Origin of the sequence: Alteraurantiacibacter lauratis (assembly GCF_037154155.1) — a bacterium.
Classification (GTDB): domain Bacteria; phylum Pseudomonadota; class Alphaproteobacteria; order Sphingomonadales; family Sphingomonadaceae; genus Alteraurantiacibacter; species Alteraurantiacibacter lauratis.
Genome location: NZ_JBANRN010000001.1, coordinates 118,142 through 137,666, shown reverse-complemented (window position 1 = coordinate 137,666; position 19,525 = coordinate 118,142). Strand labels below are relative to the sequence as shown.

The 19,525-nt window shown below is 64.5% G+C and carries 13 protein-coding genes; 7 read left to right on the top strand and 6 right to left on the bottom strand.

The window, feature by feature from the left end:
• Positions 1 to 8: 8 nt before the first annotated feature.
• The 4 genes from WFP39_RS00640 to WFP39_RS00625 all read left to right on the top strand — a co-directional run bounded on the left by WFP39_RS00640 (position 9) and on the right by WFP39_RS00625 (position 4,300).
• A complete protein-coding gene (locus WFP39_RS00640) occupies positions 9 to 770 on the top strand; it encodes a hypothetical protein (protein WP_336917169.1) in 762 nt (253 codons plus the stop codon).
• The gene (locus tag WFP39_RS00635; protein ID WP_336917168.1) at positions 767 to 2,494 is read left to right on the top strand and encodes a lytic transglycosylase domain-containing protein; all 1,728 of its coding nucleotides are present in this window, start codon (positions 767 to 769) and stop codon (positions 2,492 to 2,494) included. Before WFP39_RS00640 ends, WFP39_RS00635 begins: the two co-directional genes overlap by 4 nt.
• On the top strand, positions 2,494 to 3,021 hold the full coding sequence (gene moaB / locus WFP39_RS00630; RefSeq protein ID WP_336917167.1) for a molybdenum cofactor biosynthesis protein B: 528 nt from the start codon (positions 2,494 to 2,496) through the stop codon (positions 3,019 to 3,021). Before WFP39_RS00635 ends, moaB begins: the two co-directional genes overlap by 1 nt.
• A gap of 112 nt (positions 3,022 to 3,133) precedes the next feature.
• Positions 3,134 to 4,300 (top strand): OmpA family protein, encoded by a 1,167-nt coding sequence (locus WFP39_RS00625; RefSeq protein WP_336917166.1) that lies wholly within the window; start codon positions 3,134 to 3,136, stop codon positions 4,298 to 4,300.
• A gap of 77 nt (positions 4,301 to 4,377) precedes the next feature.
• Here WFP39_RS00625 and dnaE read toward each other — a convergent pair whose 3' ends face one another.
• The 3 genes from dnaE to WFP39_RS00610 all read right to left on the bottom strand — a co-directional run bounded on the left by dnaE (position 4,378) and on the right by WFP39_RS00610 (position 9,833).
• The gene (dnaE, locus tag WFP39_RS00620) at positions 4,378 to 7,845 is read right to left on the bottom strand and encodes a DNA polymerase III subunit alpha (protein WP_336917165.1); all 3,468 of its coding nucleotides are present in this window, start codon (positions 7,843 to 7,845) and stop codon (positions 4,378 to 4,380) included.
• A gap of 79 nt (positions 7,846 to 7,924) precedes the next feature.
• Positions 7,925 to 8,599 carry an ABC transporter ATP-binding protein gene (locus tag WFP39_RS00615; protein WP_336917164.1) on the bottom strand — a complete coding sequence of 225 codons (675 nt, stop codon included), beginning with the start codon at positions 8,597 to 8,599 and terminating at the stop codon, positions 7,925 to 7,927.
• A complete protein-coding gene (locus WFP39_RS00610; RefSeq protein WP_336917163.1) occupies positions 8,592 to 9,833 on the bottom strand; it encodes a lipoprotein-releasing ABC transporter permease subunit in 1,242 nt (413 codons plus the stop codon). The genes WFP39_RS00615 and WFP39_RS00610 overlap by 8 nt, the downstream gene beginning before the upstream one ends.
• Before the next feature lie 129 nt (positions 9,834 to 9,962).
• Here WFP39_RS00610 and WFP39_RS00605 point away from each other — a divergent pair, with 129 nt between their 5' ends.
• Positions 9,963 to 11,180 (top strand): diguanylate cyclase, encoded by a 1,218-nt coding sequence (locus WFP39_RS00605; protein ID WP_336917162.1) that lies wholly within the window; start codon positions 9,963 to 9,965, stop codon positions 11,178 to 11,180.
• Between the two features lie 13 nt (positions 11,181 to 11,193).
• Here WFP39_RS00605 and WFP39_RS00600 read toward each other — a convergent pair whose 3' ends face one another.
• Together WFP39_RS00600 and recG are read right to left on the bottom strand one after the other, a co-directional pair.
• Positions 11,194 to 12,555 carry an aldehyde dehydrogenase family protein gene (locus WFP39_RS00600; RefSeq protein ID WP_336917160.1) on the bottom strand — a complete coding sequence of 454 codons (1,362 nt, stop codon included), beginning with the start codon at positions 12,553 to 12,555 and terminating at the stop codon, positions 11,194 to 11,196.
• A gap of 100 nt (positions 12,556 to 12,655) precedes the next feature.
• Entirely contained in the window at positions 12,656 to 14,716 is a 2,061-nt protein-coding gene (gene recG, locus WFP39_RS00595) for an ATP-dependent DNA helicase RecG (RefSeq protein WP_336917159.1), read from the bottom strand.
• 45 nt (positions 14,717 to 14,761) lie between these two features.
• Here recG and WFP39_RS00590 point away from each other — a divergent pair, with 45 nt between their 5' ends.
• Both WFP39_RS00590 and mfd read left to right on the top strand, forming a co-directional pair.
• The gene (locus WFP39_RS00590) at positions 14,762 to 15,034 is read left to right on the top strand and encodes an FAD assembly factor SdhE (RefSeq protein ID WP_336917158.1); all 273 of its coding nucleotides are present in this window, start codon (positions 14,762 to 14,764) and stop codon (positions 15,032 to 15,034) included.
• 119 nt (positions 15,035 to 15,153) lie between these two features.
• Positions 15,154 to 18,651: a transcription-repair coupling factor gene (mfd, locus tag WFP39_RS00585; protein WP_336917156.1), complete on the top strand. Its 3,498-nt coding sequence runs from the start codon at positions 15,154 to 15,156 to the stop codon at positions 18,649 to 18,651.
• On the opposite strand, the gene WFP39_RS00580 is transcribed toward mfd, so the two are convergent.
• The gene (locus WFP39_RS00580; protein WP_336917155.1) at positions 18,648 to 19,478 is read right to left on the bottom strand and encodes an EAL domain-containing protein; all 831 of its coding nucleotides are present in this window, start codon (positions 19,476 to 19,478) and stop codon (positions 18,648 to 18,650) included. The two genes, mfd and WFP39_RS00580, sit on opposite strands and share 4 nt — an antisense overlap.
• Between the last annotated feature and the right edge of the window lie 47 nt (positions 19,479 to 19,525).

Here is a 19,525-nt window from a genome sequence, read left to right as displayed (position 1 = left end):
GCAGGCGCATGGAAAGCCGCCCATCCCCCGGCCCTTCCGCTGATCTGGCGGAGCAGTTCGCCGCCGCGATCGCCTGGTGGCGGGATGCGGGCGTGGATTGCGACTTTGCCGACAGCCCGGTGCGCTGGATGCAAGATGCGACGGATGCGCAGGGAAAGCCATCAGGCGTCGCCGAGCAAGAGCCTGCCCCCCGACCTGAACAGCCAGTCCCGCCCCCGCTGCCTCGCATCGGCGGAGAGCGCGCAAACTGGCCAACCAGCTTTGCCGAATTCGTGCCCTGGTGGCTGACCGAACCAAGTCTGGGCCCGCCTGCCCGCCGGATCGCCCCGCGCGGCGTGGCATCGGCGGCACTGATGGTTCTGGTGCCCATGCCCGAAGCGGAGGATCACGATCATCTGCTGTCCGGCCGGCACGGCACGCTGATTGCCAATATGCAGCGGGCGATGGGCCTAGCGCCTGATGCGATATGTGTCGCGGCGGCGCTTCCCTCGCATCTGCCGCATCCCGGATGGGACAGCTTGCGGACAAGCGGCCTTGGCGATGTGCTGCTGCATCTGCTCGACCTCGCCGCACCGCAGCGCCTGCTGGTGCTGGGCATGGATATCCTGCCGCTGCTTGGCCTTGATAAGCGGCGGGGCGTGCAGCAATTGCCGCTGAACGAAGGTGCGCTGCCCTTGCTTGCCAGCCATGCGCCCGACAATCTTCTGGCGAACAGCGTCGCCCGCGCGCAGCTGTGGGAGCGCTGGCTGGAATGGACTGATACGCTATGAAAATATTCGCCACGGGCGCTGTCGCCCTTATTGCCGTGCTGGCGGCATTTCCTGCAACGGCACAAGGATCGCGCGATTATTACCTTGCCCACATTGCGCAAACCGATGTGCCGCGCCAGCTCTCCGATGCCGATGCAGCCTGGTATCGCACGCTCTTCCGCGCAATTGATGAGGAGAACTGGGCCGAGGTGCAGCGCCTGTTTGCGGAGCGCGCCGAGGGCCCGCTGCACGCGGTGGCGCGGGCGCGCTATTACCTCCACCCCCGTTCTCCGCGTGTTGAAGTTGAACAGATTCGCGCGTGGCTGGAAACGGGGCGCGAATTGCCTATGGCACCACAGCTTGTCCGGCTGGGGTCCACGCGCGGCCTGACCGATCCGCCGCGCCTGCCGGTGGAAAACCAGGTGCGCCCGGTGGGCAGCTTCCCCCGGCGTGTGCGCCCGTCATCCATCGACGATTCGACCATGCCGGAAGGGGTGAGCAGCGCGATCCTGAACGCCATCACCAACGACAATCCCGATGGCGCGCGGCTGTTACTTGATGGGGTCGACGCGGCGCTTTCGCCAGAGGCGCGGGCTGAATGGCGCACGCGGGTTGCCTGGTCCTATTTCATCGAGAACATGGACCCGCAATCGCTGGCGCTGGCACGCACTGTGGCCGAAGGGCGTGGCCCATGGGTGGCCGAGGGCGAATGGACGCGCGGCCTGGCCGCCTGGCGGCTCAACGATTGCGACGAGGCTTTGGCGGCCTTCCGCAGTGCCGCCATGCAGGCACAGAATATCGAACTGCGATCTGCGGCACTCTATTGGGCCAGCCGTGCGGCGCTGCGGTGCCGCCAGCCGGCGCTGTCGAGCAGCTTGCTGGCCGAAGCGGCGGGCGAGGACCAGACGCTTTACGGAATGCTGGCGACCGAACAACTGGGCCGCCGCCAGAGCGACCGCTTTTCCGCGGCCGATTTCACCGCGCAGGATTGGGCGCTGCTCAGCCGGCATTCCAATGTGCGCACATTGGTGGCGCTGGCGGAGATCGGGCAAGACGGGCCAGCGAGCGAAATCCTGCAATATCAGGCCCGTATTGGCCCCGCCGAAGAATATGCGCCGCTCTCGCGCCTCGCCCGCGAACTTGGTTTCGTGCAGACACAGCTTGCCATGGCGCACAACGCTCCCACCGGCGCGCGCGCCGATCCGGCCAGCCATTATCCGGTCGGAAAGTGGACACCGCTCAACGGCTGGCGCGTCGATCCGGCGCTGGCCTTTGCGCATATCCTTCAGGAATCCAATTTCCGCGCCAGCGCGCGCAGCCCGGCCAATGCGCAGGGGTTGATGCAGATCACCCCCATCACTGTGCGCCAGCATGCGCCGCGCCTTGGTCTGGATGCCGACCGGGTCGATATCTTCGAACCGCGCACCAATCTGGCGTTCGGCCAACGCAATCTGGAAATGCTGCAGGAAGACCCCGCCACCCGCGACAAGCTGCCCAAGATCATGGCAGCCTATAATGCAGGCCTCACGCCGGTGCGGCGCTGGGAAAGCGAGATCCGCGATTTCGGCGATCCGCTGCTCTACATGGAAGCCATCCCCTATTGGGAAACGCGCAGCTATGTCGCCATCGTGATGCGCAATTACTGGATGTATGAAAGGCAGGCCAATGCCGCCTCGCCCAGCCGCCTCGCGCTGGCGCAGAACCTCTGGCCTGCTTTCCCCGGCACGGGATCAGGAGAGAACTGATGGCCATCGACACATCGCGCGCGTTCAAGCCCATCAATATCGCGCTGCTCACCGTATCCGACACCCGCGGCCCGGATGAGGACACGTCGGGCGATATCCTGGCCCAGCGCATCACCGATGCCGGGCACAATCTGGCCGCGCGCACGATCGTGAAGGACGACGCCGATGTGATCGCAGCGCAACTGCGCGTCTGGATCGATGATCCTGCGATTGACGCAGTCATTTCGACCGGCGGCACCGGGCTGACGGGCCGCGATGTGACGCCCGAAGCGCTCGACCGGGTGAAAACGCGCGACATCCCCGGATTTGGCGAGATTTTCCGTCTGATAAGCTTCAGCACGATCGGCACTTCCACCGTGCAATCGCGCGCCTGCGCGGTGGTGGCGGACGGCACTTACATCTTTGCCCTGCCCGGTTCGAATGGCGCGGTGCGCGACGGGTGGGACGGCATCCTTGCCGAACAGCTCGATTCCCGCAACCGGCCCTGCAATTTCGTCGAACTGATGCCGCGCCTGCGCGAGGTCTGATTTCGTCCAAAAGCGACCTGGCCGGGAACCTCTCGCTAGTCGCGGGATTGTCGCAAAGTGGGCTTAATCGAAAAGCCCCACGGATTTTGACAATCAAGGAAGGGTCTTACGCATGAAGAAATGCGCAATCGGCTTGCTGCTCGCATCCAGCGTTCTGGCAAGCCCGGCAATCGCGCGCGATGGCCAAGTTTACCTGGGCATCGAAGGTGGCGTTGTCCACGCCGAAGACACCCGCTTCGACATCGCGGGGACAAATCTGTCCATCGATGCCGAAGCCAAGGATATCGGCTGGGAAGCGGGCGGCATCATCGGCTATGACTTCGGCCCTGTCCGCCTGGAAGCCGAAGGCAGCTACAAGCGCTTCGGCATCGACACCATCACTGGCCCGGTGGGGCCCATTCCCACAGGGGGCAATTATTTCGCGACGGGCACCTATGATGCGAGCGGCAGCGCGCGCGTGTGGAGCGGCATGGGCAATCTCATGCTCGATTTCGGCGGCAATGACGGGATCGGCTTCTCCATCGGTGGCGGCGCAGGCATTGCCGATGTCGACTTCCGCAATGTCGCTGTTCCCGGTCGAGTAGCGCTGGACGACAACGATGTTCGTTTTGCCTGGCAGGGCGTGGCGCGGCTTTATGCCCCGGTTACCGACAACATCGATATCGGTATCAAGTATCGCTACTTCAACGTCGAAAACGCGACGCTTAACGACCGCTATAGCATCAATGAGCAAACCGCGACCGGCGCAAATTCACGCAATGCCCGGTATGATCTGACCACCCATTCGGTGCTGGCGAGCCTGATCTACAACTTCGGTGGCGCACCAGCGCCGGCGCCGGTGGCTCCGCCGCCGCCCCCGCCGCCCCCGCCGCCGCCTCCCCCGCCGCCGCCGCCTCCACCCCCGCCGCCTCCGCCGCCGGTGGTGCAGTGCAACCAGGGCCCCTACATCGTGTTCTTCGATTGGGATTCCTCGGCGATCACGGCTGAAGCGGCCACGGTGCTCAACTCGGCCGTCACGGCTTACGGCAATTGCGGCAGCGCCGCGATCATGCTGGCCGGCCACGCGGACCGTTCGGGCTCGGCGCAGTACAATGTCGGCCTGTCGGCACGCCGCAACGCCGCGGTGCAGGAATATCTGGTGGGTCGCGGCATCCCCGCGGCACGCATTTCCAGCGAAGCCTTCGGCGAAACGCAGAACCGCGTTCCCACCGCCGACGGCGTGCGCGAACTGCAGAACCGCCGCGTGGAAATCACCTACGGTCCGGGTTCGGGCCGCTAAGGTTTGGTTTCACCGACACGCAAACAAACAGGGGCCGGAGGGGAAACCTTCCGGCCCCTTTTTCATCGGTCCAATCGTCAGGCGACCAGGCGCAACGAGGAAGTGGCCCGGCGCGGGCGCAGCGAGATATTGGCAAGTCCCGGCTCCGTCGCCAACCTGTCGACCAATTCGCCTGACAGCGCAAAATCGCCGCCCAGGCGCACCAGCGGTTCGACCGCTTCGCCAATCTTCAGGCGCACCAGCACTTCGCCATGCTTCGGTTTGCCGGGAAGGAGGCAGGCGCGCAGTGCGGCCAACCCCTCCTCGCTCTCGATCTCGCATTCCAGCACCATGCGCGCGGCATCGTGCACCTCGGCAAGGGGCCGCGCGGCGCGCACGGTGAAACGCGGCTGATCGTCGGGATTTGGCTTGTCCACTTCCACCGTCAGCAGCACGCAGGTCCCTTCGGCTGCCCAGCGGGTGAAGTTGTCCACCAGCCCTTCCTCGAAACAGGCGGCGGAAAACTGCCCCGTTGCATCGGAAAAGGTCGCGCGAATAAAGTCCTTGCCGCGCTTGGTGCGGCCCTTGCTGGCGCTTTCGACCAAAACAGCCATCACCGCCTGCACACCCTCGCCTGTAATTTCCCCACTGGCGAGCGAGGCGAAGGTGCGCGCGCCATGCGCGGAGGCGGCCACCTTGTATTCCGCCACCGGATGCGCGGCAAAGTAGAAGCCGAAGTTCTCGCGCTCCGCCTCCATCTGCTGCGCGCGGTTCCATGGCGGAGTGTCGGCAAGGCGCAGGGCAGGTTCGGCATGATCCTCCCCGCCGAACAATCCGCCCTGCCCGCTGGAGCGTTCGCGCGTGGCCGCATCCGATACAGCAAGCAGCATATCGGCATTTGCCAGCACCAGCGCGCGGTTGGGCTCCAGGCAATCGAGCGCGCCCGCGCCCGCCAGCCCTTCCAGCATCCGGCGGTTCATCGCACCTGCGGGGGCGCGGCGGAACAGGTCCTCAAGGCCGGCAAAGGGACCATTCGCCTCCCGCTCGGCCACCACCTGCTCCATCGCCTTTTCGCCGACATTGCGGATGCCTGCCAGCGCATAGCGTACCGCATGGCCTTCTTCGGTCTGTTCCACGCTGAATTCGGCCTGCGATCTGTTGATGTCCGGCCCCAGCACCGTAATGCCGTTGCGTCGCGCATCGTCCACGAACACGGCCAGCTTTTCCGACTGGTGCATGTCGAAGCACATCGAGGCGGCGTAGAATTCCTCCGGATAATGCGTCTTGAACCATGCTGTCTGGTAACTGAGAACGGCATAAGCGGCCGCATGGCTCTTGTTGAAGCCATAGCCGGCAAACTTGTCGATCAAGTCGAACAGGCTGTTCGCCTCCGCCTTGGGAATCTGCGACACCTGCGCACAGCCATCGATGAAGCGCTGGCGCTGCGCGTCCATTTCGGCCTGCACCTTCTTGCCCATCGCGCGGCGCAAAAGGTCTGCATCGCCCAGCGAATAGCCCGCCAGAATCTGCGCAGCCTGCATCACCTGTTCCTGATACACGAAAATGCCGTAGGTTTCGGACAGGATACCTTCCAGCTTGGGATGCGGATATTCGATCGGCGCCTCGCCGTTCTTGCGCTTGCCGAACAGCGGGATGTTGTCCATCGGGCCGGGGCGATAGAGCGAGACGAGCGCGATGATGTCCTCGAACACGGTGGGCCGCACCTGCGCCAGCGTGCGCCGCATCCCTTCCGATTCCAGCTGGAACACGCCCACGGTGTCGCCGCGCTTCAGCAGGGTAAACACCGCCTCGTCGTCCATCGGCAGCCGGTCGAGATGCACCTCCACCCCGCGCCCCGCCAACAGGTCCACCGCCTTTCGCAGCACCGACAGCGTTTTCAGGCCGAGGAAGTCGAACTTCACAAGTCCGGTATCCTCGACATGCTTCATGTCGAACTGCGTCACCGGCATATCCGATCGCGGATCGCGGTAGAGCGGCACCAATTGCGCCAGCGGCCGGTCGCCAATCACCACGCCTGCCGCATGGGTGGAGGAATTGCGCGGGAAGCCTTCGAGTTGCAGCGCCAGATCGACCAGCCGCTTTACCTCGTTATCGTTCTCATACTCGCGCCGGAAATCGGCCGCACCATTCAACGTGCGCGCCAGTGTCCACGGGTCGGTGGGATGGTTGGGCACCATCTTGGTCAGCCGGTCAACTTGGCCATAGGGCATTTGCAGGATGCGCCCGCAATCGCGCAGCACGGCGCGCGCCTTCATCTTGCCGAAAGTGATGATCTGCGCGACCTTGTCATGCCCGTAGCGGTCCTGAACATAGCGGATCACCTCGCCACGCCGCGTTTCGCAAAAGTCGATATCGAAGTCCGGCATCGACACGCGTTCGGGGTTGAGGAAACGTTCGAACAGCAGGCCCAGCCTGATCGGGTCGAGATCGGTAATCGTCAGCGCCCAGGCCACCAGCGACCCTGCGCCCGATCCGCGCCCCGGCCCCACCGGTATCCCTTGCGCCTTGGCCCATTTGATGAAATCGGCCACGATCAGGAAGTAGCCGGGGAAACCCATCCGGGTGATCACGTCGACTTCGAAATTGAGGCGGTCGGTATAAACCTGCCGCTCCTCGGCGCTCATCGCGCCATAGGGCTCCAGCCGCGCCGCCAGACCGCGCGCCGCGTCCTCGGCCAGCATCCGCGCCTCGCCCTCCTTGTCGCCGGCAAGGCTGGGCAGGATCGGTTTCCGCTTCGGCGGAGCATAGGCACAGCGCTGCGCCAAGACCAGCGTGTTGGCGGTCGCTTCGGGCAGGTCGGCGAACAGTTCCTCCATCATCGCGGCGGACTTGACGAAGGCTTCCGGATTGGAGCGCGGGCGGTCTGCGCTGTCGATATGGGTGGAATGGGCAATGCACAGCATCGCATCGTGCGCCGCGTGCATATGCGGTTCGGCAAAGTTGGCCGGATTGGTGGCGACGAGCGGAATGTCCAGCGCATAGGCCAGATCGATCAAGGCAGGCTCGGCAGCCTCCTCTGTCGCATCGCCCCGGCGTGCCAGCTCGATATAGAAACGCTGCGGGAACAGCGCCATCAGGCGTGCGGCAAGGTTATTCGCGTCCTCTCGCTTGCCCAATGCGCATAGCCGCGTCACCCCGCCCTCTGCCCCGCCGGAAAGCGCGATCAGTCCGCCAGTGCGCCCTTCAAGTGCGCTGAGGGGAACGTGCGGCTCCATTTCTGGCGGCCGGTCGAGATGCGCGCTGCTGACCAGATGCGAAAGGTTGAGCCAGCCTTCCTCGTCCTGTGCGAACAATGGCAGGTAATCGACCGGCGCATCAGCCCCGCGCGACACGCCGAGCAGCGCGCCGATGATCGGCTGCACGCCGTATTCCGCGCAAGCCTTGGCGAACATGGACGCGCCATACAAGCCGTTGCGGTCGCAAATGCCGATGGCGGGAAAGCCGCGTTGCTTGGCAAGCGCGGCAATCGCCTTGGGATCGATTGCGCCTTCCAGCATCGAATAGCTGGAAAACACGCGCAAGGGGACGAAGGGAGAAAAGGCCATGGTGCAACACTAGGACAAGACGCGCCAAGAGCAATCGGCGCCGATGGCTTTCAACAGCCTTTTGCGCCGGAAGCGTGCGCTATTCCAGATGGCCTTCGTGCAGGCGCACCACCCTATCCATCCGTGCCGCCAGCCGCTCGTTATGTGTGGCGACAAGCGCCGCACTTCCATGCCCGCGCACCAGTTCAAGAAACTGGTCGAACACCTTGTCCGATGTCTTTTCGTCCAGATTGCCCGTCGGCTCGTCCGCCAGCACAAGTTTCGGGCTGTTCGCCAGCGCACGGGCCACGGCGACACGCTGCTGCTCGCCGCCCGAAAGCTGGCTTGGCCGGTGCGTCAGGCGGTGCTCCAGACCCAGTGCTCCCAGCAATTCGCTTGCCCGCACCTGCGCCTCAGGCCGCGGCTTGCCGATCAGCAATTGCGGGATCACGACATTTTCCAGCGCGGTGAAATCGGGCAGCAGGTGGTGGAACTGGTAGATGAAGCCCAGGTGATCGCGGCGAAGCTGTGTGCGCGTGGCGGCATCGACATTGCTGGCATCCACCCCCGCCATGCGGATCGTGCCCGAAAAACCACCTTCCAGAAGGCCCACTGCCTGCAGCATGGTGGATTTGCCCGAACCCGAAGGGCCGAGCAGCGCCACGATTTCCCCCGGCATCACATCGAGATCGACCCCGCGCAGCACCTCGATCACCTCGCCGCCCTGTTCGAAACTTCGGGCGAGATTGCGCAGAGACACAATCGGCTCACTCATAACGCAGCACCTCCACCGGATCGGTATTGGCCGCGCGCCAGGCCGGATACAGCGTGGCGAGGAAGGCCATCCCCATCGCCATGCCGGCAATCAGCAGCACCTCCACCGGATCGACCCGCGCGGGCAGTTCGGTGAGGAAACGCACTTCAGGATTCCACAATTCCTGGCCCGACATCGCCTCGATCGCGTTCACGATTGGCTGACGGAATGCCAGCACCAGCAGGCCCAAAGCCACGCCCGCCAGCGTGCCGATCGTGCCCACGACAGAGCCGGTGGTGACAAATATCTTCAGCAGGCTCTGCCGCCGCGCGCCCATGGTGCGCATGATCGCGATATCGCGTGTCTTGGATCGCACCAGCATGACCAGCGAGGAGAGGATATTGAACGCCGCCACCAGCACGATGATGCCCAGCGCAAAGGCCATCGCCACGCGCTCCACCTGCAAGGCTTCGAACAAGGAAGCGTTCATTTCCTGCCAGATGGTGACCACCGCCTGCCCTTCCAGCGCGGCGGCGACAGGTGCCATGATCTGCGGCACTTTCTCGGCATCATTGGTGGTCACTTCGATCGCGCTGATCGCGTCACCCATCAGCAACAGGGTCTGCGCATCGGACATCGGCATGATGACCATGCGTTCGTCAAAATCGTAAATGCCGACCTCGAAAATCGCGCTGATCGTGTAGCCGATCTGGCGCGGGACAGTGCCAAATGGCGTTGTGCGACCCTGCGGATTGATGATCGTCAGCGTATCGCCCAGCCGCGCACCCATTTTGAGCGCCAGCCGCGACCCGATGGCAACGCTGCGCTCGCCCTCGCGCAAATCGGCCAGATCGCCCATCAGGACGCTGGGCGACAGGCGCGCAATGTCGGCCGGCTGGTTGCCGCGCACAAGAACCGCCTCCGCACGGCCGTTGAGCGTGGCGAGCAGCGGCTGTTCCACCATCGGGATGGCGCGAGTGACGCCGGGCGTCTGGCGCACCTCGTTCAGGACGTTTTCCCAGTCCTCCAACCTCCCGCCATAGGCCTGCACCACGGCGTGGCCGTTGAGCCCGGTGATGCGGTCGATGAGTTCCGCGCGAAAGCCGTTCATCACACTCATCACGATCACCAGCATGGCAACCGACAGCATCACCACGCCGATGGAGATGGAGGCGACCAGCGTGATCACCGCCTCGCTGCGGCCGGGCAGCATGTAACGTTTGGCAATCGTCCATTCGAAAGGGGAAAGGATCAAGGTAGCGGGCCTGACTGAAATGGAGGGTCCGAAACGGGTCGTGCCGCGGATTTAGGTGGCGTGCGCGCGGCTGGCAATAAGTTTGGTGTTAACCATACCCTTACCCTGCGCCCCTAGGCTGGGCGCGTGATGGGAACCTTCGGACATTTTGCCGTAACCGCAGGGCACAGGCAGAGCGCGCGATCGAGCGCGACCAGCGGCAAGTTGCTGCTGGCAACGGCTCTGCTGCTGGGGGCACTGCTGGCGCTTTCGGGCTGGCTGGCGCGCGAGGCCACGCGTGAAATGCGCGATGCCGGCCGATGGGAGAGCGAGGCGTTCGAGGTGATCGACGCGATCAACAATCTGCGGCTGGGCGTCGTGTCCGTCCGTCGGGGCGAACGCGGCTATCTGCTTACCGGCGACCCCACTTATCTGGAGCCTTATGTCGAAGGACGCGCGCACATCGCGCAGGCGTTTGACAAGCTGCAAAAGCAGGTCATCACGGATCAGGAGCAGCAGGCACGGGTGAAGGCGATGGATGGCGCGCTGCAGGTCTATCTGGCGCAGGCCGCCGGCACAGTCGAACTGGAACGCCAGGGCCGGCACGCCGAAGCCGTCAGCATCGTGCGATCAGGGGCAGGACGGCAATTGATCAACAATCTGTTGCGGCAGCTCGACAGCTTTGAAAGTGCGGAGCGAAGCCTGCTGGCCGAACGAAAGAGGCGCGCTGAACGCGCCGCAGCGCGATCGGACCAGGCGCAGATCGCGCTCAACGCCACGGGCCTGCTGCTGCTTGCGGTCGGCCTGTTCGCCAGCTTCGCGCTGCGCAGGGCCATTGCCAACGAGGAGCAGGCGCGCGCTGAGCTCAAATGGCTGGCAACGACCGATGAATTGACCGGCCTTGCCAATCGGCGCGAAATGTTTGCCGGACTTGACCGGCTGATTGCATTCGCTCGGCGGCAAAAGCGCCCCCTCGCCGTGGCCGTGATCGACATCGACCGGTTCAAGCTGGTCAATGACACGCACGGCCATTCTGCGGGGGACGAGGTGATCCGCTGCGTGGCGCAGATGGGTCTCGCCTTGATGCGCGAACAGGATCTGGTGGGGCGACTTGGCGGGGAGGAATTCCTGATCGCGTTTCCCGATTGCACGGCCGAAGATGCCGCCTCCGCCTGCGAACGGTTACGCGAAGGAATTGCCGCGCTGCCCATCATCCTGCCCGAAGGGAAAGCGCTGGCCGTCACCCTCAGCATCGGCGTTGCTGCCTTGCGGCCCGATGACGACCGCACCCGCCTGATCAGCCGGGCGGACGAGGCGCTGTATCAGGCGAAAAAGGCAGGGCGCGATCAGGTCAAGCAGGCAGCCTGACCGCGTCTTTCCCTCAGGCCGCGACCGGCTGATGCATATAAACCGCGCGTTCGTGGCTGAAGGCCTTGAACCCGAAATAGCCGTGATAGCTGCCCATGCCGCTGCCATTCACTCCGCCAAAGGGAAGGCGGTTTTCGAGGTAATGCGAGAACACCCCGTTCACCGTTGCCCCGCCTGACGAAGTGCGGGCCAGCACCTTTTCGACATTCGCCTCGTTCGGGCTGAAGACATAGAGCGCCAGCGGCTTGTCGCGGGCGGAGATATAATCGATCACCTGATCGAGCGTATCATAGGTCATCACCGGCAGGACGGGGGCAAAGATTTCCTCCTGCAGAATGGTCATCTGCGGGGTCACATCGGTGAGCATGGTGGGGTGGATGGTGAGATCAGCCTCGTCCATCTGCCCGCCCACGGCCACGGTCGCACCCTTGGCAATGGCATCGTCCACCATGCCCTTAACCCGGTCGAAATTGCGCCTGTTGACGATCTGGGCGATGGCCGCCTTGTTGATCTGCCCCTCCTCGTCATAGAGGTTCTTGCGCACATTGGCGGCAAAACCATCGACCAGCGCCTGCATTTGGTCTTCCTTCACGAACACATAATCCGGGCAGATGCAGGCCTGCCCGCCGTTGAACTGCTTGGCCCCAGCCAGCGCAGCCGAAATCGCGCCGATATCCGCGCCGTCATCGATAATGACAGGCGACTTGCCACCCAGTTCCAGCGTGACGGTCGCCAGATGCTTGGCCGCTGCGGCCATGACCACCTTGCCCACGCGCGTGCTGCCGGTGAAGAAGATGTGGTTGAACGGCAACTCCAGCAGCGCTTCGGCCACATCCACCTCGCCTTCGAACACGGCAACTTCGTTTTCCGGGAAGACTTCGCTCACGATCACTTTGGCAATCTTTGCCACGTGCGGACACAGATCGGTCAGCTTCAGAATGCAGCAATTGCCGGCTGCCACTGCCGCTGCAAGCGGCCCAAAGACGAGGCCGAGCGGGAAGTTCCACGGCCCCAGGATCAGGCACACGCCGCGCGCCTCGTACATGATCATCGCCTTGTCGGTTTCGACCTTGCTGGGCTGCACCGGTGTGGGCGCCATCCATTCGTCCAGACTGTCGATGTTCAGCTGGATATTGCCGAGGATGTTGAGCACCTCGGTCACGCGGATCTCGCCTTCGGGCTTGCGCGTGTCCTTCAGCACGGCAGCGACGATGTCGTCGGCATGCGCTTCGATCGCGGCCTTCAGCTTTTGCAGCTTGGCCTTGCGCATGTCGGCGCTGGAGGCCTTTACATCCCATTGATGCGCCTGTTGCAGAGCAAAGACGCGGGCGATTTCCGGGGCCAGTTCGGCGGCGGTGGGCAGTGTTTCGGTCATTGTCTCTCCCAACAATTCGAATGGTGCGACCGGTATGGCGGTGTCGCAGCGATTGCGAGGTGCGGCACTCCTGTCAAGGGTGGACCAAAGGCCGCGGTCCTCACCCGCCGCGCAGCAGACTTACGCCCCAGTCGCGTTCCAGCAGATAGAGCAGCACCCGCGCCGCTTGCCCCCGCTCCGACGCCAGCCCGCCGTCATGCTCCATCAGCAGGCGCGCATCGTCATTGGCAGCGTCGATCAGCCGGGTGACCTGTTCGAGCGTGGCAATGGAAAAGGCTTCCTCCCCCGATTGCCGCGTGCCCAGCAATTCGCCCCCGCCGCGCAATTCCAGATCCTGTTCGGCGAGATAGAACCCGTCCTGCGATTCGCGCATCAGGGCAAGGCGCGCGCGGCCCGTTTCGGAGAGTTCATCGCCGCGCAACAGCAGGCAGGTGCTCTTTTCGCTGCCCCGCCCCACGCGCCCGCGCAATTGGTGAAGCTGGGCAAGACCAAAACGCTCGGCCTGTTCGATTACCATCAAGGTGGCGTTGGGGACATCCACGCCTACCTCGATAACCGTCGTCGCCACCAGCAATTTCGCCGCGCCGGAGGAGAATCGCTCCATTGCCGCATCCTTGCGTTCAGGTGGCAATTGCCCGTGCACCAGCACCACAGCGTCCCCGAAACGGTGCTGAAGCGCGGCAAAGCGCGCCTCTGCGGCGGCGATATCGTCCGTCTCGTTGTCGCGCACCATGGGGCAGACCCAATAGGCCTGCTGCCCGGTTGCCAGATGCCGCGCCAGCCCGGCGACCACATCCTCCATACGCGCGGCAGAAATGACGCGCGTGTCGATGGGCTGGCGGCCGGGGGGCATTTCATCCAGCCGGCTGACATCCATCTCCCCATGCTGCGCCAGCACCAATGTGCGCGGAATGGGCGTGGCGGTCATCGCCAGCGTGTGCGGGGTGACGCGGCCCTTCTGCGTCAGCAGCAGCCGCTGGCCCACGCCAAAGCGGTGCTGTTCGTCGATCACCACCAGGCCCAGATTGCGGTATTGCACCGCGTCCTGAAAGATAGCGTGCGTCCCGATCACAATATCGATCGAGCCGTCCATCAGCCCCATCAGAATGCTTTCGCGCGCGCGGCCCTTGTCGCGCCCGGTCAGCAAAGCGACCTCTACCCCGGTCGGCGCTGCCAGCTTGCGGATCGTGTCGAAATGCTGGCGGGCAAGGATTTCGGTCGGCGCCAGCAGCGCGGCCTGCGCGCCCGCCTCCACCGCGATCAGCATGGATTCGAGCGCCACCACCGTCTTGCCTGCGCCCACATCGCCTTGCAGCAGGCGCAACATGGGCGCATCCTGCGCCATGTCACCGGCAATTTCGGCAATCGAACGCGCCTGCGCCGCCGTGAGCGAATAGGGCAATTGCAGCCGGTTGCGCAGCGATCCGTCGCCTTGCAAGGGTTGCCCGCGCCGACGCCGGTTGGCCTGCCGCACCAGCATCAGCGCCAGCGCATTGGCAAATATCTCGTCATAGGCCAGCCGGTCGCGTGCGGCCTTGTCCTCTGCTCGGTGTGCACGGATGAGCGCGTCGCGCCAGGCGGGCCAGCCCTGCTTGGCCAGCATCGACGGCTCGATCCATTCGGCGAGATCAGGGAGGCGGCCCAGCACCTGCGCCACAATGCCGGCCATGCGAGGCTGTGTCAGCCCTTCGGCCAGCGGATAAACTGGCTCGCACAGATTTCCCGCCAGCGCGGAACTCTCTGCGGCGATGTGATCGGGGTGCACCATCTGGCGCATATCGCCATACCGGTCGAGCCGCCCGGCTACCCAGCGCTTTTCCCCGACCGGCAATTGCTTGCGCGCGGTATAGCTGGCCTTGCCGAACCAGGTCAGCGCGCAAATATCGCCCGCCCCGTCCTGCGCCAGCACGCGATAGGGCGCGCGAGCGGACGCCCCGGCGCGGTGTTCCACCGGGGTGAGCGCAATGACGATCTGCTCGCCTTCTGCCGCGTCGTCGAGCGCAACAACCGCGCGCCGCATCACGAAACGCTGCGGCAAATGATAGGCGATGTCGCGCAACCGGGTGAGGCGCAGCTTCTCCAGCGGCTTTCTGAGCTTCGGCCCCACGCCATCAAGGCTGTCGGGTTCGGCGAACAGCGGGTTGAGGATTTCGGGGCGCATCGTATAGCCCTAGCCGATTGCGCGGCCGTGGGGTAGGAGGCTGGCATGAGTCAGCCCCCCGATATTCCCACCCGTCTTGCCCGCCTGAAATTCCGTGCCTGGCATCGCGGCACGCGCGAGGCGGATTACATGATTGGCGGCTTTTTCGACCGCTATCATGCCGATTGGGGTGAGGCCGAAGTCGCCTGGTTCGAAGCGCTGGTGGATGAAGAGGATGTCGACATCCTCGCCTGGGCTTTCGGCACCGCACCCGCGCCTGAGCGCTTCCATGGCCCGTTGCTCGATGCCTTCCAGCGGATCGATTACGTCAATATCTGACGCGTCGGGCCAACTTTCGGACAGGGTGGCGCGCGGGCTCACCTTTCGCTATCGCCGCCGCAGCTTAACCCCCTTCTCAAACTGAGAAGGGGGCATTTGCGTTTGCCTGAAGGTCATCCATGCCCGATTTTTCCCGCATCCTTGCCGCCACCACGCCGCTGACGCTCGCCAGCCTTGCGCGGGGGGCGCAGCCGCTGGTGCTGGCCGATATGGCGCGCGCGGCGGCGGCCAATGGCAAGGGCGGCCGCGCGGTGTTCATTGCGCCCGATGATGCGGCCATGCGCGCGGTTGCCGATGCCGCGCATTTCTTTGCGCCCGAACTGGAAGTGATCGAATTTCCGGCGTGGGATTGCCTCCCGTTTGACCGCGCCAGCCCTGCCCTGTCGGTCTCCGCGCGCCGCTTGGCCGCGCTGTACCGCCTGCAGGCGGGCGGCCGCGGGGTGCAACTGGTGGTGACCACCATCAACGCCGTGCTGCAACGTGTCCTCACCCCGTTCCGCATCCGGGAAAGCGTGCGCGAGCTGAAACCGGGCGTCACCATCGGGCACGAAAGCCTCGCCGCCCTGCTGCAACGGCAGGGCTACAGCCGCACCGACACCGTGGCCGATAGCGGCGAGTTTGCCGTGCGCGGGTCGATCTTCGATATCTACCCGTCCGGGCTTGAAGCCGGCCTCAGGCTCGATTTCTTCGGCGACGAGCTGGAGAGCTTGCGCCTGTTCGATCCCGCCACGCAGCGGACGACCGGCACGGTGGAGGGGCACCTGCTGCTTCCGGCAAGCGAAGCCTTGATCGACGAGGCGAGCATCAAGCGCTTCCGCAGCCGCTACCGCGAAACCTTTGGCGCCGCAGCCACGCAGGATCCGCTTTACGAAGCGGTGAGCGAGGGGCGGCGTCTGGCGGGCATGGAGCATTGGCTGCCCATGCTGGAAGACAAGCTCGCCACGCTGTTCGATTATCTCAACCCCGCCGATCAGGTGGTGATCGATGCCGGCGCGCTGGCAGCGGCAGAGGAGCGGCTGGCCGACATTGCCGATTACCACCGCCAGCGGCGCGAAGTTTCGGGGCAGGCCAAAGGCTCCTACCGCCCGCTTGACCCGGCCGCGCTTTACCTCACCCGCGCCGAACTCGATGCGGGCACGGCCGCGCAGCCCATCCACAAGGCGGTGATCTTCGCTGAACCCGCGAGCGACAAGGTGATCGATTTCGGGTTCCGCTCCGCCCGCGATTTCACCCCTGAACGCGCCGCCGGGCAAAGCGCCTACGAAGCCGCCGCGCGCCATTTCGCCGATGCCGCGAAAGCGGGAAAGCGGGCGCTGCTGGCCGCCTATTCCGAAGGATCGCGCAGCCGTATCGCCTCCATCCTGACCGAAGCGGGCACCGAAATGCTGCTGGCCGACACATGGCAGGAGGCACTGGGCAAGGCCGCCAAAGGCATGCCGGTGGCGATGGTGCTGCCGCTCGACACCGGCTTTGCCAATGACGAGATCGATCTGGTCAGCGAACAGGATCTGCTGGGCGACCGGCTGGTGCGCCGCCGCCGCAAGAAGAAGGACGCCGACGCCTTCCTCGCCGAATTGCAGGCGCTGCGCCGGGGCGATCTGGTGGTGCATCTGGATCACGGCATTGGCCGCTATCTGGGGCTGGAAGCGATTGCCGCGGGCAAGAGCCTGCACGATTGCGTTTGCCTGGAATATGCGGGCGGCGACAAGCTCTACATCCCCGTCGAAAATCTCGAAGTCCTCTCGCGCTACGGTTCGGGCGAGGACGGCGCGGTGCTCGACCGGCTTGGCGGCGAGGCGTGGCAACGGCGCCGCGCGCGGCTAAAGGAACGCATCGGCCAGATCGCGGCCGAATTGATGCAGGTGGCAGCCCAGCGTGCGCTGAAAGTGGCCCCCGTGCTGGAAGCGGATGAGGCATCCTACAACCAATTTGTCGACCGCTTCCCTTGGGCCGAGACCGAGGATCAGGAAGCCGCGATTGCCGATGTGCTGGGCGATCTGGCGGCGGGCAAGCCGATGGATCGCCTCGTCTGCGGCGATGTCGGCTTCGGCAAGACCGAGGTGGCAATGCGCGCCGCCTTTGTCGCCGCCATGGCCGGGCAGCAAGTGGCGGTGGTCGCCCCCACCACGCTGCTCGCGCGCCAGCATTACAATGGCTTTGTGGACCGTTTTGCCGGCTTCCCGCTGCAGATCGGGCGCCTCTCGCGGCTCGTCCCCGCAGCCGAAACGAAAGCCACGCGCGAAGGGCTTGAGGCAGGGCAGATCGACATCGTGGTCGGCACCCACGCGATCCTGTCGAAGACAACGAAGTTCAAGAATCTTGGCCTTGTTATCGTGGACGAGGAACAGCGGTTCGGCGTGAACCACAAGGAACGGCTGAAGCAATTGCGCGCCGATGTGCATGTCCTCACCCTTACCGCCACGCCCATTCCGCGCACGCTGCAAATGGCGATGAGCGGCCTGCGCGAACTCTCCACCATCCAGACGCCGCCGGTCGATCGGCTGGCGGTGCGCACCTATGTAATGGAATGGGACGACATGGTGATCCGCGAAGCGCTGCTGCGCGAACATCACCGCGGCGGGCAGAGCTTCATCGTGGTGCCGCGCATTGCCGATCTGGATCAGGTGGCCGACTGGCTGCACCAGAACGTGCCCGAAATCCGCTATGTCGCCGCCCACGGCCAGATGGCGCCGGGCGAGGTGGAAGAGCGGATGAGCGCCTTCTACGAGAAGAAATACGAGGTGCTGCTGTCCACAACCATTGTGGAAAGCGGCCTCGACATCCCGTCTGCCAACACGATCATCATTCACCGCGCCGACCGGTTCGGTCTTGCGCAGCTTTACCAGCTGCGCGGGCGTGTGGGCCGCTCAAAAATCCGCGCCTATGCCTATCTCACCACTCCTGCCGATACCGCGCTGTCCGAAGTGGCGGAGAAGCGGCTGAAAGTGCTGGGCGATCTCGATTCGCTGGGTGCAGGCTTCCAGCTTGCCAGCCACGATCTCGACATTCGCGGCGCGGGCAACCTGCTGGGCGATGAGCAGAGCGGCCATATCCGCGAGGTTGGCTTTGAACTCTACCAGTCGATGCTGGAGGACGCGATCCTTGCCGCCAAGGCGGGCGCGATGGGGCTGGAGCGCAAGGCGGAGGCCTTCAGCCCGCAAATCACCGTCGATGCGCCGATCATGATTCCTGATGATTACGTGCCCGATCTCGCGGTGCGCATGGCGCTGTATCGCCGCCTCAACGAAGCGCAGGGCAAGGCGGAACTGGAGGCGATGGCCGCCGAAATGATCGACCGTTTCGGCCCGCTGCCCGCTGCAACGCAGAATCTCGTCAAGCTGATCGAGGTGAAGCAACAAGCGATTGCCGCAAATATCGCCAAGATCGATGTGGGCGCGCGCGGCACGCTGGTGACCTTCCACAAGGACAGCTTCCCCGATCCGGCAGGCCTTATCGCCTATGTCGAACGGCTGAAGGGCACCGCGCGCCTGCGCCCTGACATGAAGCTGGTGATCGAACGCGCCTGGGGCAACCCGCAAAGCCGCCTCAACGGTCTCGCGCAGCTCACCAAGGGCCTCAGCAATATCGTGACAAAGGCGGGTAAGGCCGCACCCTAAAGCTGCGCAAATTCTTCTGGCGGCATGGGCTTGCCGCCCAGAAACCCCTGCCAGGCAAAGCACCCTTCGCGCATCACTGCGTCGCGCTGGGCTTCGCTCTCGATCCCCTCGGCGATCACCGCCAGATCGAGCGCGCCCGCCAGCGCGACGATGCCGCGCAGCACTTCCAGATCGCGGCGATCATCCGCAATGCCTTCCACCATCGACCGGTCCAGCTTGAGAAAATGCAGCGGCAGCTTCTTGAGGTAGCGGAAATTGCAGAATCCCGCGCCGAAATCATCGAGTGCAATGCGGATCCCCAGATCGACCAGCTTGGTCAACTGGGCAGCGGAACTGTCCAGATCATGCACCAGCGCCTGTTCGGTGATTTCCAGCGTCAGGCGTTCTGGCGCAAAGCCGCTGGCGCAAAGAGCAGCCGCCACCGCATCGGGAAAATCGGGCGCAGCCAGATCGGCTGCGGTGATATTCAGCGAAAGATGCAGCCCCGCTTCCCACTCAGACGCCAGCATCAGCGCCCGCCTGATCACATGATCAGACAGGGCACGCGCCAGATCGGCTCGCATGGCGATGCGAAACAATTCGTCCCCGGCAATCAGGCCGCGCTGCGGGTGCGGCCAGCGCACCAGAGCCTCTGCTCCGGCTACTGCCCCACTGGCGCAGCAGTATTGCGGCTGGAACAGCATGGCGATCCGATCTTCGGCCATGGCCCCTTGCAGTTCGTTTGCCACCGCCTGCGGAACACGCGCGCGCCGGTCCAACTGGCGGCGGCGATCGCCGGCGGGCGTGGCAACAAGGTGGCTGAATGGCATCTGCTGCTGTTGCAGCATTGCGCGCTCCGCGTCACGCCCCTGCAAGCCGCGCGTTGCAAATCGGG

Excerpts from the sequence above, each read along its gene's own strand:
- WFP39_RS00600 (WP_336917160.1), bottom strand. The coding sequence starts at position 12,555 with ATGACCGAAACACTGCCCACCGCCGCCGAACTGGCCCCGGAAATCGCC.
- WFP39_RS00590 (WP_336917158.1), top strand. The coding sequence starts at position 14,762 with ATGAGTCAGCCCCCCGATATTCCCACCCGTCTTGCCCGCCTGAAATTC.
- mfd (WP_336917156.1), top strand. The coding sequence starts at position 15,154 with ATGCCCGATTTTTCCCGCATCCTTGCCGCCACCACGCCGCTGACGCTC.
- WFP39_RS00625 (WP_336917166.1), top strand. The coding sequence starts at position 3,134 with ATGAAGAAATGCGCAATCGGCTTGCTGCTCGCATCCAGCGTTCTGGCA.
- WFP39_RS00580 (WP_336917155.1), bottom strand. The coding sequence starts at position 19,478 with ATGCTGCAACAGCAGCAGATGCCATTCAGCCACCTTGTTGCCACGCCC.
- recG (WP_336917159.1), bottom strand. The coding sequence starts at position 14,716 with ATGCGCCCCGAAATCCTCAACCCGCTGTTCGCCGAACCCGACAGCCTT.
- WFP39_RS00640 (WP_336917169.1), top strand. The coding sequence starts at position 9 with ATGGAAAGCCGCCCATCCCCCGGCCCTTCCGCTGATCTGGCGGAGCAG.
- WFP39_RS00605 (WP_336917162.1), top strand. The coding sequence starts at position 9,963 with ATGGGAACCTTCGGACATTTTGCCGTAACCGCAGGGCACAGGCAGAGC.
- WFP39_RS00635 (WP_336917168.1), top strand. The coding sequence starts at position 767 with ATGAAAATATTCGCCACGGGCGCTGTCGCCCTTATTGCCGTGCTGGCG.
- WFP39_RS00615 (WP_336917164.1), bottom strand. The coding sequence starts at position 8,599 with ATGAGTGAGCCGATTGTGTCTCTGCGCAATCTCGCCCGAAGTTTCGAA.
- dnaE (WP_336917165.1), bottom strand. The coding sequence starts at position 7,845 with ATGGCCTTTTCTCCCTTCGTCCCCTTGCGCGTGTTTTCCAGCTATTCG.
- moaB (WP_336917167.1), top strand. The coding sequence starts at position 2,494 with ATGGCCATCGACACATCGCGCGCGTTCAAGCCCATCAATATCGCGCTG.